Annotated in this window: 11 protein-coding genes and 1 pseudogene; 3 read left to right on the forward strand and 9 right to left on the reverse strand. The window is 45.1% G+C overall.

Going from position 1 to position 13,830, the window contains the following annotated elements:
* Positions 1–6: 6 nt before the first annotated feature.
* The 8 genes from ACE4RR_RS15390 to ACE4RR_RS15425 all read right to left on the reverse strand — a co-directional run bounded on the left by ACE4RR_RS15390 (position 7) and on the right by ACE4RR_RS15425 (position 9,558).
* A complete protein-coding gene (locus tag ACE4RR_RS15390; protein ID WP_375536324.1) occupies positions 7–1,386 on the reverse strand; it encodes a hypothetical protein in 1,380 nt (459 codons plus the stop codon).
* A gap of 25 nt (positions 1,387–1,411) precedes the next feature.
* Positions 1,412–3,121 (reverse strand): dihydroxy-acid dehydratase, encoded by a 1,710-nt coding sequence (locus ACE4RR_RS15395; protein ID WP_375536325.1) that lies wholly within the window; start codon positions 3,119–3,121, stop codon positions 1,412–1,414.
* Entirely contained in the window at positions 3,111–3,518 is a 408-nt protein-coding gene (locus ACE4RR_RS15400; RefSeq protein ID WP_375536326.1) for a MaoC family dehydratase, read from the reverse strand. Before ACE4RR_RS15400 ends, ACE4RR_RS15395 begins: the two co-directional genes overlap by 11 nt.
* Positions 3,515–3,955 carry an FAS1-like dehydratase domain-containing protein gene (locus tag ACE4RR_RS15405; protein ID WP_375536327.1) on the reverse strand — a complete coding sequence of 147 codons (441 nt, stop codon included), beginning with the start codon at positions 3,953–3,955 and terminating at the stop codon, positions 3,515–3,517. Before ACE4RR_RS15405 ends, ACE4RR_RS15400 begins: the two co-directional genes overlap by 4 nt.
* A gap of 6 nt (positions 3,956–3,961) precedes the next feature.
* Complete coding sequence (locus ACE4RR_RS15410; RefSeq protein WP_375536328.1) at positions 3,962–4,651, reverse strand: GntR family transcriptional regulator; 690 nt, start codon at positions 4,649–4,651, stop codon at positions 3,962–3,964.
* Between the two features lie 88 nt (positions 4,652–4,739).
* On the reverse strand, positions 4,740–5,822 hold the full coding sequence (locus ACE4RR_RS15415; protein WP_375536329.1) for a TAXI family TRAP transporter solute-binding subunit: 1,083 nt from the start codon (positions 5,820–5,822) through the stop codon (positions 4,740–4,742).
* A 60-nt stretch (positions 5,823–5,882) separates the two neighbouring features.
* Positions 5,883–7,865, reverse strand: coding sequence for a TRAP transporter permease (locus ACE4RR_RS15420; RefSeq protein WP_375536330.1), 1,983 nt, complete (start codon positions 7,863–7,865; stop codon positions 5,883–5,885).
* A gap of 463 nt (positions 7,866–8,328) precedes the next feature.
* Positions 8,329–9,558: a dicarboxylate/amino acid:cation symporter gene (locus ACE4RR_RS15425; protein ID WP_375536331.1), complete on the reverse strand. Its 1,230-nt coding sequence runs from the start codon at positions 9,556–9,558 to the stop codon at positions 8,329–8,331.
* A gap of 413 nt (positions 9,559–9,971) precedes the next feature.
* Here ACE4RR_RS15425 and ACE4RR_RS15430 point away from each other — a divergent pair.
* The 3 genes and pseudogenes from ACE4RR_RS15430 to ACE4RR_RS15440 all read left to right on the forward strand — a co-directional run bounded on the left by ACE4RR_RS15430 (position 9,972) and on the right by ACE4RR_RS15440 (position 12,285).
* A pseudogene (locus ACE4RR_RS15430) lies at positions 9,972–10,573 on the forward strand (DedA family protein).
* A gap of 13 nt (positions 10,574–10,586) precedes the next feature.
* Complete coding sequence (locus ACE4RR_RS15435; RefSeq protein ID WP_375536332.1) at positions 10,587–11,417, forward strand: undecaprenyl-diphosphate phosphatase; 831 nt, start codon at positions 10,587–10,589, stop codon at positions 11,415–11,417.
* A 25-nt stretch (positions 11,418–11,442) separates the two neighbouring features.
* The gene (locus ACE4RR_RS15440; protein WP_375536333.1) at positions 11,443–12,285 is read left to right on the forward strand and encodes a lipoate--protein ligase family protein; all 843 of its coding nucleotides are present in this window, start codon (positions 11,443–11,445) and stop codon (positions 12,283–12,285) included.
* Between the two features lie 341 nt (positions 12,286–12,626).
* On the opposite strand, the gene pta is transcribed toward ACE4RR_RS15440, so the two are convergent.
* Positions 12,627–13,628, reverse strand: a complete 1,002-nt coding sequence (pta, locus tag ACE4RR_RS15445; RefSeq protein ID WP_375536334.1) for a phosphate acetyltransferase — start codon at positions 13,626–13,628, stop codon at positions 12,627–12,629.
* Positions 13,629–13,830: the final 202 nt, after the last annotated feature.

The raw sequence follows: 13,830 nt of genomic DNA on the forward strand, positions 1-13,830 counted from the left end.
TTCTCCTTATTGAACAAAACTTATCGCATAAATAATGAATGACATAAACGGAATAACCACTACCACGTACTCCCAGCTCCACAGTCCGACCTGGATCGGACTTTTATTTAAAATATTTCCAAGCGTCAGGTTTAACGCGGTCACCGGCGAGATGATGGTTGCGACCGACCAGCCGGCAATCATTGCCAGCCCCAGCGTTTCAGCGTTTACAGCCATTGAGGAGAGCGGCACGCTTGCACCGATTAATGAAACTGTTAAAATTTGGTGGATGCCTAAAAACGCGAGAAATGCAATCAAAAAAATGATTAACAAAATGATAAAAAAGGAAGAAGCACGGTTAAAATAAACAAACATCATTTGCATTGCATCCGCTATTGCTGTTCTTTTTACCATTTCCGCAAAGAAAGCGGCTGCAATAAAAAGGACGGCTTCATTATGGAGATTCGGCAGGACAGTATGTCTATAATGCTTCATGGAACCAAAAAAACTGCGTGATTCTCTAATCATCAGCGACCAGAGCAATGGAAAAAGAAATCCAACAATGCTGATCATCACGACCAGATTAATTTCAAAGAATAGATCCGCAATAAATAAAAGCAGAAACATCAGTCCGAAAACAAAAGCGAGCTCCGCCCCTTTTTTCATTTTGATGGATTCCTGGGCCGGCAGCTCTGGCACCGAAGGGTAATCTGCTTCTTTTAACTCGATCTGCCTTGCTTCTTTATATATCAGCCCAAGAGAAACTGCCGTGCCGCCAATGACGAGCAGCAGTCCCCAGAAAATAAAGGGAAACAGGGACAGTTCAAGCATGTTCACAATAATCGCGACACCGGCAAAATACGGCGACCAGCACATCGAAATGGAAAACCCCTGAGCAAGTGCTTTCGTAAAAAACTTCTGCCGCTGCTGAATGTCTTCCGAAAAAAGGTCATAGCTGATTCGAACGGAGCCAAGATTCATAAAGGAAGACAGCATCGTCGTCGATAAGAGAATGTTTGAAAACAACGTGATCGGCCGCTTCAGAAAACGATGGCTGAGCTTATATACATAATCAACATACCCGCCATTTTTTAATGGATAGGAAAACAATGGCACAGCTACAAATAAAGCGACGAGAGGTAAATTTTCAAGCAGGCCGGTCTGCCAGGAGGAAAAGCTTAACCCCTGCTGAAAGTAAATCAGGTGCCCTGTACCAAACATAAGCACCGCCATGATTTTCGGAAACAAAGCCATGAACGGCAATGAATAAACGATGACAAAAAAAGTGAGCCATACGACTACATTAACGTTCGGCCAATGGAGTATGGAAAACAAAATAAACACGACGGAAAGTATCAGCAGTAAGTATCCTCTTGAGATAGAAACCTTTGAATCAATTACATGCACCGGACTTCCCTTCTTTATCTATGATTTATCTGTCATCAGCGCCTGAAAGATCTCCGCCTGTCAGAAAATCAAAATCACAGCCTTTATCTGCCTGCAGAACTCTTTCCTGATACAGCTTTGTATACCCTCTCGCTGATTTTTTCACTGGAGAGCTCCAGCGGCTCTTCCGCTGTACGAGCTCCGTTTCCTCTACACAGAGATTGAGCCTGCGTTCTTCGACATCAAGCTCTATCATATCTCCGTTTTCCACTAGTGCGAGCGGCCCTCCGGCGGCAGCTTCTGGGGCAACATGAAGGACAACTGTCCCAAAGGCGGTTCCGCTCATCCTGCAGTCCGACAGGCGGACCATGTCACGGACGCCTTCTTCGAGAAGCTTTTTCGGAATAGGGAGCATGCCCGCTTCCGGCATCCCTGGAGCACCGATCGGTCCGGTATTTTTTAACACAAGTACGTCATCTGCTCTTACATCTAGTTCAGGGTCATTTACTTTTGCCTCCATGTCCTCTACAGATTCAAAAACTACCGCTCTGCCTTTATGTTTTAATAGATTTACTGACGCCGCCTTTGGTTTAATAACTGCCCCGTCCGGTGCGAGATTTCCCTTAAGTACAGCAATTCCTCCGCCATCGAATAATGGCTTGTCAAATGTATAAATCACCTCTCCGTAATTTTTTGGAAAGCTCTGCCCGACAAGATTTCCGGCATGTGTATTTCCGGTTACGGTCCTTTCCTCCATGTGAAAAACCGGTTCCAGCTCTTTAATAACTGCCTGAACGCCGCCTGCATAATAAAAGTCTTCCATTTGATATTTCCCGGCCGGCCTCAGGTTGGCGATAAACGGCGTTTCTCTGCCAATTTCATCAAATAATTCAAGCGGAAGCTTTATATTGAGTCTTCCTGCAATGGCAATTAAGTGAATAATGGCGTTTGTAGATCCACCTACAGCCATAATCATCTTAATCGCATTTTCAAATGCTTTTTTAGTCATCAGCTTCGAAGGAGTCAATTGTTGCTTTACTAACGTGACCGACTGCTGTCCTGCTTTTTGGGCGATATTCAACAGTTTGTTCTCCGTCGCAGGAACAGCAGCAGTTCCCGGAAGCGTCATTCCCATTGCCTCGGCTGCGGCAGCCATGGTGCTTGCACTTCCCATCACCATACAGTGCCCGGAAGTCGGGGCCAGTGACTCATTAATATTTTCGAGTTCTTCTTCCGTGATTGTTCCGCTTCGGTATTCCTGCCAGAAAAAACGGCAGTCAGAGCAGGCACCGAGTGTTTTCCCTTCATACTGGCCGTTTCTCATCGGCCCTCCCGAAACCATAATGGAGGGGATATCAGCACTTGCGGCTCCCATCAGTTGAGCCGGCGTCATTTTGTCACAGCCTCCGATTAAGACAACACCATCAATCGGCTGGGCCCGGATCATTTCTTCTGTATCCATAGCGGCCAGATTCCGAAACAGCATCGACGTCGGGCTTGTAAAACTCTCCCCTAAGGATATCGTCGGAAACTCAAGGGGGACGCCTCCTGCCATCAGCACTCCGCGTTTTATCGCCTCCGAAATGGAATCAAAATGAGCGTGACAGCGATTTATTTCACTTTTCGTGTTAATAATGCCAATGACCGGCTTTTCAAAGTCCTCCGCATCATGTCCCATATGGCGGGCAAAAGCCTTCCGTAGAAATAAACTAAATCCTTGATCTCCATAAGATGCGGTCCCTCTATTAATGCTCATGTGCTCCTCCTTTTTTGTGTTCAAGCTGAACCAGGCCTTTTGCGACTTTATTGCCCAGCTGATTGGTGACACGAATCTCCCACTCTAAGTCATGTGCAGATACGGCCTCCATAATTAATTGATCTCCGGTATACACTTTTGCTAAAAATGTCGTTTCTAATTTCTTCATGTAGAATCCGTCGGAGACTTCGTCTGCAAACAAACTGCTTATCCAGCCCATTGTGAGCATGCCGTGGACAATTGTCCCTGGTAAACCATGGGTTCTGGCGGCTTCTGCATCAACGTGGATCGGATTAAAATCTCCGGATGCAGCAGCATAATCATCAATCATTTGCTGAGACACCGGCGGCAGTTTTTTATGTTTTGAGGAAGAAGCGTCCTGGAGGACTTTTTTCATTCTCCACCAGCCTCCTTCCTCCAGAGCGTTTCCGGAAGAATTAAAAGGCGGTCTCCATAAAAAACTCGATTTTGCGAGACATCTTCGCCTGTCTGTTTGATGTAAACAAACAGCATCTCTCCGCTCTTCCCCTGCTTTTTCACAATGTCCTGGAGCTGAAAGCAGCAATAGATCACATCACCGCTGTACAGGGGGCGGTCATAACAGTAAGACTGTTTGCCATGAATCATTCCGGCTTTCGGAAGTGAAAAGCTGTGGATGCTCCCATATTCCAGAGTACGAGGAAAAGTCGGAGGCGCGAGAAGAACATTGGAAGTTCCACCTGCTGTCACCTCTGGAAAGTTGACTGCTTCTGCAAACCTCTGTATTTTTTCAGTTTTGATTTCATTTTTTCTTTTTCCTGAAATTCTTCCAATGCATTCTGCCCACGGTATCAAAAGTTATCACCCTTTATACTCCGTAATGTCGTTGTACGTCTCGACAATGTGAAGCAGGCTCTTTTTATTGCGTTCGATATGAAACCTTATCATCATCGTCGTCAATTCTTTATCCTTTTTTTTGATTGCCTCGAAAATAAGGCGGTGCTCCCGCTGCGCTTCTTCAAATTGATCCCGTAACAAGCGCGGGCTTGCGATCGGAAGGTATCCTGACCAAAGCATATCGACCTTCTGCTTCACCCTTCTCCAGCTGCTCTTTTCCCGCATTTTTGCGTGATAGCGCTTATTAAGCGAAATATAGTATTCTAAGTTTTCATCATGGAGTTCAAAATGCTCCATTTCCAATAAAATTCGTTCTAATTCCTCAATATCAGCGTTCTGGATATAAGGGAGTGCTTTTTCTACCGCCAACGATTCATTAAATGCCCGGAGCGTATAGATTTCTTCTACATCATCTGCTGTGATTGGAAGAACCACCGCTCCTTTTCTCGGTGTTGTCTGGACAAGCCCTTCCATTTCCAGCTGCTTTATTGCCTCCCTGACCGGCATTCGGCTGACTCCTAATTTTTTTGCCCATTCCTCCTGAATAAGTCTGTCGCCACGTTGAAATTTCCCTTGAAATATTGCGTTCCTGAGTGATTCTGTCACATGCTGCTCGACTGTAAACGACCGCATTTCCTCTAGTTTATTACTCATTCAAGGGTTCCACCTTTTGCATGATAGTTTAAAAGAAAGAGGCGTAGACACCCGCATAATGACGAGTGCCTGCCTGAGAGTGATGTGTTTATTCCAACACTCCTTCTTCTTCATAGTATTTTTCGGCCCCTGGATGGAGTGGAACTTCTCCGGCCCCTTCGGTAACTTTTTCAATATCAAATTGCGTGAATACTTCGTTGGAGCCTTCTAATTCTTCAAGGTTCTCCCACATTGTTTTCGTGATTTCATAGGCGACATCCTCCGGCATTGATTCATCAGCCACTAAGAAATTCTGCATCGCTGTGGTCTGGACGTCTTCTTCCTGGCCGTCATAAGTACCGGCAGGAATTGTTTCCTCAATGTAGAAATCATAATTATCCACCATCGACTGTATTTGTTCGTCATCAATACTGACGAGCTCCCCGTCCGCTGTTGAAATCATTTCACTGACAGCAGAGGTCGGGATACCGGAGTTAATATTAGCGCCGACTGCCTGGTTATTTCTCAATAAATCCGTCGCTTCTGGAAAATCGGCAAAATGGGTTTTTACGTCTTCAAATGACAGCCCATAGGCTTCCAGAATGTGCTGGGAGGCAATTTCAGTTCCGCTGCCAGTCGCACCCGGAGCAAAGTCCTGCCCTTCTAAATCTGCCAGCGAGTCAATGTCGGCATTTTCTTTCATGACCACCTGGTTATAGTTCGGATAAATGCCTGCGAGAATCCTAACTCCTTCATAAGGCTGTTCTTCAAACCCTCTTTCTCCTTCATAAGCCTCCTGTAAAATATTACCCATCACAAGGCCCACATCTGCTTCTCCCTGCGACATAAAGTTCATATTTTGCACACTGCCGTTGGAGGCCTGCGAAGAGGCACTGACTCCATCTACCTCATTCTGCCAAAAATCAGCCAGTACAGCTCCAATCGGGTAATACAGCCCTGTTTCACTTGCCGTAGTGAAATCAATATGGAAATCTCCTTCTTCTCCTTCAGAGTCTCCCCCGCTCAGTCCTTCACTGCCGGAGGCTTCACTTGTGTCTGAATCTTCCGTTCCTCCGGAATCACCACTATCTCCGGAGTCTTCCTCACCGCCGCCGCATGCTGCAAGCAGACTGAAGGAAAATACCCCTGCCATGACGCCCATCGCGAATCGATTTTTCGGAAATTTTGTCATTAGTTCTCCTCCTACAATAAAATATTTATTTAACGTGCTTCATCAATACTCAGCTGTGTATCACATAGCTGTTTCTGTGCTTTTTGTCGTTTTCACCTTTCCTTGGGACGGCTTCAGTTTCTGCCACACAATTACAGTGGCAAGTGCAGCAGCCCCGACCAGATCAAGCCAGCCTGTAGGTTCAATCAAGCAGTAGGCAGTACCAAGCAGTAAAAATCTTTGGATCCAGTTTGCTTTGGATAAAAGCCACCCCTGCAGTCCGGCAGCAAGACAGAGGACTCCGACTCCTGCTGTAAGAGCAGCCATTATACTGGCTGTGATACTGACTCCATCAAACAGCAGCACAGGATTAAACAGGAAGAAAAACGGAATGATGAACCCTGTGATTCCTAATCGGACGGCAGTAAAAGACACCTTGTTCGGCGATGAGCCTGCCAGTCCTGCCGCAGCATACGATGCCAGTGCAACAGGCGGTGTAATATTGGACAATGCTGCAAAAAAGAACGCAAACATGTGCGCTGTCAGCACCGAAGCACCAAGCTCAACCAGCAGCGGCGCAGAAACTGTCGCCACGATAATATAGGAAGCTGTCGCCGGCACTCCCATTCCCATGATGATACTGATGATCATTGTAAAAATCCCCGCAATAAGCAGGCTCCCCCCGGCAAGCTGCAGGATGTTGTTTCCGACCGTTAAGCCGAGACTCGTTAACGTGACTGAGCCTACGACAACCCCGACAATCGCACAGGCGATCCCCACAGAAATAGCGGCACGACAGCCTTCTTCAATCGACTTAATGACGATTCTCAGGTTCATTCTTGTCGATTTCTTAAAGGAGCTAGCCACAATCGTTGCCAATAAAGCAAATACAGCAGCGTAGGTTGGAGTGGTTCCGCTGACAAGTAAGTAAATGAGGACAGCAAGCGGGATGAATAAATGTCCCTTTTCTTTCATCACCTTTAGTCCATTCGGAATTTTATCCTTGGAAATTCCGGTAAGTCCTATTCGCTTTGCTTCAAAATGAACAGCCATAAAAACAGTGAAAAAATAAAGTGATGCTGGAATTAATGCTGCAAGCATAACAGTCGTATACGACACTCCAATAAATTCTGCCATAATAAAGCCTGCGGCTCCCATGACAGGCGGCGCAATTAAGCCACCAGTGGAGGCAACTGCTTCCACCGCTCCAGCAAAGTGAGGTTTATACCCTGTTTTCTTCATGAGCGGAATGGAAACGGCACCGGTCGTGACGGTATTCCCAACGGCACTGCCGTTAACCATCCCCATTGAAGCGCTTCCAATAACAGCAACTTTTGCCGGACCGCCGGCAGAACGCCCTGCCACCGTTAAGGCAAGATCATTAATAAAGTCGGTAAATCCACTGTTTTTCAAAAATGCGCCGAAGAGTACAAACATAAATACGAAAGTCGTAAACACACTCAATGCAATCCCTAGAATTCCCTGGGTGCCCCAGAACATTGTGTCAATCGTTCGGGTGAAGCTGAATCCGCCATGACTGAAAACTCCAGGCATATATGGACCGGCGAAAATGTAGAGCAGAAATATGGCTGCAATAATCGTCAACACGCTGCCGACCACCCTGCGGCTTGCTTCAAACAAAAGAAAGATGGCAATGGATCCAAAGATGAAATCCCAATTACTCTGGTGGATCCCGCTCCATTCTCTCGCGAATTTCTCATAGATTGACAGGAAATATGCTACTGATGAAATCGCCCCTGCGATACAGGCCATATCCCAAATGGTCGGGAGCTTCCTTACTTTTTTATCTTTCTTGCGGGCAGGAAAAAGCAAAAATGCCAGCACTAATAAAAATCCTAAATTCCAGGCACGAAGAAGGATCGATTCCATGGATCCAATGCTGTTAAAATACATTAAAAACAACGCCCAAAAAATAGTGATACCAGTAATGAGCAAAGTCATCGGACCGCGGTAATTTCTGGTCAAACCTTCTTCACTAAGCCTTTCCAGCTCCTTAATCTCCGCCTCTGTCATCTCATTTCCTGCAGCATCAGCTTGTGACATCCTCATCCTCCTTTTCAATTAATGACAACGCTTACATTTAACATTTTTTAAATATCCCGTCCTTGCGGGATCCTGGATCCAATCTGAATCACAAATGACAGCATATTATTCTGTTCTGCTGCAGCTTGTCCTCCTTTCTACGCTGGTTAAAAAAAGCCAGTCCACCCCCCTTATTCAGCAAAGAAGGTGAACTGGCTCTGTGCTCTAAGCCTTAACTCTGGCGTGGAGTTAAATTAAAACACTCAGTCCGTAATGTGAAACTATTCTGATTAATGAAAATAATACGTGGTGTGTTTCCTATTGTCAACACTATATCTAAAAAAACATGAGATTCGTCCCACACACATTTGGTTCAGGACAAAGCAATATTGTCTGTTGGTTTTGCCGTTTAGCGGAAGAAAAGTAAACAGCCCGGCCGCCTTTTTGAAAACAAAAGACAGCCGGGCTGATTGTTATTTTATTGTTAAGACGATGGTATTTGATCCTTCTTTTTCTCAGAACGGTCAATAATATACGCGCATGCCGCATCCCCGGTAACATTCAACGAGGTCCGAAGCATATCCAGAATTCGGTCGACCCCGAGAATAATCGCAATACCTTCGACAGGCAGACCTACCTGCGTCAATACCATGGAAAGCATGATCAGACCAACACCAGGCACTCCGGCAGTTCCGATGCTTGCCAGAGTGGCTGTGAGCACGACCATAATTAATTGAGTAAGTGACAGATCCACCCCATACACCTGCGCGATAAATATTGTAGCTACGGCCTGCATAATGCCGGTGCCGTCCATATTTATCGTAGCGCCCAGAGGCTGAACAAAGCTGCTGACCTGCTTACTGATACCAAGACGTTCCTGAGCCGTTTTCATCGAAATCGGCAGAGTTCCCGTCGAGCTTGACGTACTAAACGCTACGGTCATCGCAGGAAAGAAATTTTTATAAAATTCCAGCGGGTTTGCTTTCCCGATTACTCTGATTGCAAGTGAATAAGTAATAATCGCATGCAGGAGCAATGCGCTGATCAGCGTGATCATGTACATCGCCATCGATTGTATCCCTTCTACCCCGCTCGAGCCGAGAGCGGAAGCGATCAAGGCAAAAGCTCCGTATGGCGCTGTATACATGACAATAGTTACAAGGAACATCATCACACTGTTCCCTTGTTCGAGCAGCTTGTGAATGGCTGCCGTCTTTTCCCCAAGTCTAGCCAAAGCAATACCGAGGAAAATCGCAAGAGCTATGATCTGAAGCATCTCAGCATCGGCAAGAGCCGCTACCGGACTGTCCGGAATGATATTAAGGAGCGTGTCCATGATTGGAGGGGCTTCCTCTGCTTCGTAATTTGCACTTTCAGTATCAAATACACCTTCTTGGCCCGGTTGAACTACATATGCGAGTGTCAGGCCGATTATTAATGCGATAAACGTGGTAATAAGGTAGAAGGCAATTGTCTGTGTTCCAATTCTCCCCAACTGTACGGGATCCTTCAAGCTGGCAGTACCCAGCGCAATGGAAATGAAAACGATCGGCACAACAAGCATCGTAATGAGATTAAGAAAGACCTGGCCGACAGGGTTGAGAATGTAAGTATCAATAAAGTTAAATACGTCTCCAGGAACCGCGTTTAAAGAAAGACCGACGATAACCCCGAGGAGTAACGCTATCAGAATCTTTTTCGTTAAATTCTCCATATTAACCTGCTCCTCTCTATATTTAATTTAATTCGCTAATGTTAGTGAAATTCCCCCCTTTAAAAGGTATATTTTCCGTGTTTCCTATTATGTATTTCAGGACATAAAACCGCTGCTTCCCACACGTAAAACTAATCTTTCATACCCTTTTTCAGATATAGGTTAAACCGCTAAATTTTCAAAACATTCTAACATTAACTATTCAATTTAATAAATCACGTGAGGAAGATGAATTTTGTTTGTTTTTGTCCGTATTTCGCAGAATAAAGTATAACATATCATTCTGCGAACGCAATAACCAAGATATGCTATAATCATTACGTTAATATAGAAAACGAATAAATGCCTCCAAATTAGAATATAAGTTGGTACAGGCTGCAGCTCCTATTCTATCAGTCTGCTTGGAGGTAAGTGTGATACACGGAATCATTCAATTTATGGAAGAGTTTGGGTACCTTGGAATCATTCTGATGATTGCAGCAGAAAATGTGTTTCCTCCTCTTCCTTCAGAGCTTATCCTTGCGTTTGGCGGATTTATGACCACATATACGACGTTAAGTATTCCAGGAGTGGTTCTTGCCTCCACAGCAGGTTCGGTTGGCGGAGCCTTGATACTTTACCGTATTGGAACGTTATTTGATATCCCCCGTCTCGAGAAAGCCGTGGAACGCTGGAAAATCTTAAATATCAATAGAGAGAACCTTTATCGGGCAGAAAGCTGGTTTGAGAAATTCGGACCATGGACAGTTATGATCTGCCGGGTTATTCCGTTAGTACAAAGATTTCCATCCCGGCTGGAATGTCACGGATGAAAATATGGCAGTTCCTTTTGTTCACGACGTTAGGCACGCTGATTTGGAATACATTTCTTGTTTCCGCGGGAGCTCTGTTAAGTGATTCATGGCCGGAAATTATGCGTTTTATGAAAATGTACTCAAATTTTACGTATACCACCCTATGCTTACTTACAGTTTTATTCTTTTTATTAGCTCTCTTTAGAAGAAAAAATAAATAATAGGGGAAATGGAATGGAATTGCTTGAGCTGTTAAAAGCAGTGATTTTGGGAGTGGTAGAGGGATTAACTGAATTTGCTCCTGTGTCCTCAACCGGACATATGGTGATAGTAGATGACATGTGGCTTCAATCGGAATTATTTCTCGGGAAATATACAGCGAATACATTTAAAATCGTCATTCAGTTAGGATCGATCTTAGCTGTAATTATCATATTTAAAGATAGATTTATTGATTTATTAGGTTTAAACCAGCGTGATACGACTGCTTCAGGAGTTCAGAACCGATTAAAATTATCTCAGGTTTTTATAGGACTGCTTCCTGCCGCCGTATTAGGATTATTGTTTGAAGATTACATTGATGAATATTTATTTTCTATCGAAACGGTACTTATCGGATTAGTACTCGGGGCGTTTTTCATGATTCTTGCTGATGCTTTCAGCTCCAGGAAGCCTGCTGTAGTGACAGTTGATCAGATTACGTACAGCCAGGCTTTTATCGTTGGGCTCATTCAATGCTTTTCACTCTGGCCCGGATTCTCCCGCTCCGGCTCCACTATATCCGGAGGCGTGCTGCTCGGAATGACCCATCGGGCCGCAGCGGATTTCACCTTCATTATGGCAGTCCCGATAATGGCAGGGGCAAGCGCACTGTCCTTGATAAAAAACTGGCAGTATTTTACTATTGAAGCTCTCCCATTTTTTATCGTCGGCTTTATTAGCGCTTTTTTGTTTGCCCTCCTTTCCATCCGCTTCTTTTTGAAGCTTATTAATAAAATCAGGCTCGTTCCGTTTGCCGTTTATCGGATCGTACTCGCAGGCCTCATTATTGTGTTTATCCTCTAGCTTATTATGAAATGGAGTCAGATTCATGAATACACATCAAATATTTTATGGAGAAACTGTACGCTGGATCGATCATTCCAGTACAGGCTTACAATTTAACCCGCTTCAGTCGTTTGCTCTCGATGACACTTTCTGCATCAGCACAGGAGAACACCGCTCCGCCCCAGTGATGCGGGCGTGGGTGCACGCTCCGACGATTGTGCTTGGGATTCAGGACAGCCGCCTGCCTCATATAGAAGAAGGCACCGCTTTCCTACAGGAGCAGGGCTACCGGGTGATTGTCAGAAACTCCGGCGGTTTGGCAGTCGTCCTTGATGAAGGAATTTTTAATCTTTCTCTTATATTTAAGGAAGAAAAATTGATCTCGATAAACAGTGGATACGATTTAATGCATGATTTAATGAAAAGAATCTTTCCTGATGCCCCCGGTGAAATTAAGGCTTATGAAATAGAAGGTTCCTATTGTCCGGGAAACTATGACTTAAGCATCAATGGCCGAAAATTTGCAGGCATTTCCCAGCGGCGGATCCGGGGAGGAACAGCCGTACAAATTTATGTGGCTGTCACCGACAGCGGTCCGGAAAGGGCAGCGCTGCTTCAGGAATTTTATGAACGAGCGGTACAGGGCAGAACGGTTAAATACCAATGGCCCCGTATTCGTCCAGAGGTAATGGCATCCCTATCTGAGATTTATGAACAGGAAATCGATATTAAGGATGTGCTGTATCGACTGCTGTCAGCTGCAAGACAACATGGTGTACTTATGCAGTCTTCGTCATTAACTAATGAAGAACTGCATCGTTTTGATTATTTGTTTCAGCGGGTGAGCGAACGTAATCAAAAAGCCCTTGCCTTTTTAGAGGCTTGAAAGTGACGGCAGCGCTGCCTGCTTATTCCACGGCTCGGCTTCTGTTTCCCGCTCCCGGGCCGTATTTCCACCGATGCGGAACGATTTCACGCTCAAGGTTGGGGTTTCCTCTTTTGCGGGGAGCATTTCCACCTCAGCCTAGCTCGTTTCCCTCCTTGCGTTGTGCGTTTCCCCTGAAGTTGGGCAGTTTCCACCGACTGTCTGCTTTTTCCACGTAACAGTTTGCTTATCCCGCTCGCGGTGTTCAAACGCAGGACGCCTGCTACCCCAACTCTTCGTTAAAAACGCAAAAAATGGAGGCAGGGAAAGAATCCCGCCTCCATTGTATATTCAGCTACTATTTATGCATTAACGAGAAGTGTTTTTTTTTCTTCAATTGCCTGTTTGGCTGTAATGAGAGCCAGCTTATAAACGTCCTTTGTGCTGCAGCCTCGTGACAAATCATTCACTGGTTTGTTCAGCCCCTGCAGAATGGGGCCAATGGCGTCATAGCCGCCAAGACGCTGGGCAATCTTATAGCCTAAGTTACCTGACTCAAGGCTTGGGAAGATAAATACATTCGCTTCCCCCTGTAACGGAGAATCTGGTGCTTTCTTTAGCGCAACTGCCGGCACGAATGCTGCATCAAATTGGAATTCTCCGTCTATTACAAGATCCGGTCGAGTTTTCTGTGCTGTCACCGTTGCTTCGGAAACCTTTTTTGTTTCCAAAGAAGACGCAGACCCTTTCGTTGAAAAGCTCAGCATTGCAACTTTTGGATCAATTTCAAACGTTTTGGCCGTTTCTGCTGTCGAAATAGCGATTTCTGCCAATTCTTCAGCGTTGGGAGAAATATTAATGGCACAGTCGGCAAAAACAAATTTTTTGTCCTCTTTTACCATGATAAAGACCCCGGATGTTTTCTGGATACCCGGTTTCGTTTTGATAATCTGTAAAGCCGGCCGCACGGTATCCCCGGTTGAGTGAGCTGCTCCACTCACTAATCCGTCTGCAAAATCAAGGTATACAAGCATTGTCCCAAAATAGTTCGGATCCTGCAGCTTTTCGTGGGCCGACTCTTCTGATTCTTTTCCTTTGCGGCGTTTTACAAATGCAGAAACAAGCTCATCAAACCGCTCGTACGTTTTCGGATCGAATATTTCCGCTTTTGTCAGAGAAACTCCGAGAGAATCTGCTTTTTTCAGCACATCTTCTTTTTTTCCTACAATTATCGGCTTCAGCATCCCATCCTGTGACAGCTGAGCCGCAGCTTCTACAATCCGTTCGTCCTCACCTTCCGGAAATACGATCGATGGATATTCCGTTTTCACCTGGCTTTTAATGCTGTCAAAGAGATCAACCACAGCCATTCCTCCTTCAAGAATCTTGCGTTTCTCACAAAAGCTGTTCTGCTTCGATGAATGCCGTCTCGTTTTCTCTATATATGATACCCGCTGACGGGCTGTAAATAATCTTTTGTGAAAATGTTTCAATCTTTTTTCATACCTAGCATACTCCTCTTTCTGAAAAAAATAAACCAACTTGCATAAAATAGAAATAATAAAA

Source organism: Alteribacillus sp. HJP-4 (genome assembly GCF_042139015.1).
Lineage (GTDB): Bacteria > Bacillota > Bacilli > Bacillales > Marinococcaceae > JBHIKY01.

What these genes read in the sequence shown, in the direction of transcription:
- ACE4RR_RS15395 (WP_375536325.1), bottom strand. Translation starts at nt 3,121, where the DNA reads ATGAGCATTAATAGAGGGACCGCATCTTATGGAGATCAAGGATTTAGT.
- ACE4RR_RS15400 (WP_375536326.1), bottom strand. Translation starts at nt 3,518, where the DNA reads ATGAAAAAAGTCCTCCAGGACGCTTCTTCCTCAAAACATAAAAAACTG.
- ACE4RR_RS15440 (WP_375536333.1), top strand. Translation starts at nt 11,443, where the DNA reads ATGAATACACATCAAATATTTTATGGAGAAACTGTACGCTGGATCGAT.
- ACE4RR_RS15420 (WP_375536330.1), bottom strand. Translation starts at nt 7,865, where the DNA reads ATGTCACAAGCTGATGCTGCAGGAAATGAGATGACAGAGGCGGAGATT.
- ACE4RR_RS15435 (WP_375536332.1), top strand. Translation starts at nt 10,587, where the DNA reads ATGGAATTGCTTGAGCTGTTAAAAGCAGTGATTTTGGGAGTGGTAGAG.
- ACE4RR_RS15410 (WP_375536328.1), bottom strand. Translation starts at nt 4,651, where the DNA reads ATGAGTAATAAACTAGAGGAAATGCGGTCGTTTACAGTCGAGCAGCAT.
- ACE4RR_RS15415 (WP_375536329.1), bottom strand. Translation starts at nt 5,822, where the DNA reads ATGACAAAATTTCCGAAAAATCGATTCGCGATGGGCGTCATGGCAGGG.
- ACE4RR_RS15425 (WP_375536331.1), bottom strand. Translation starts at nt 9,558, where the DNA reads ATGGAGAATTTAACGAAAAAGATTCTGATAGCGTTACTCCTCGGGGTT.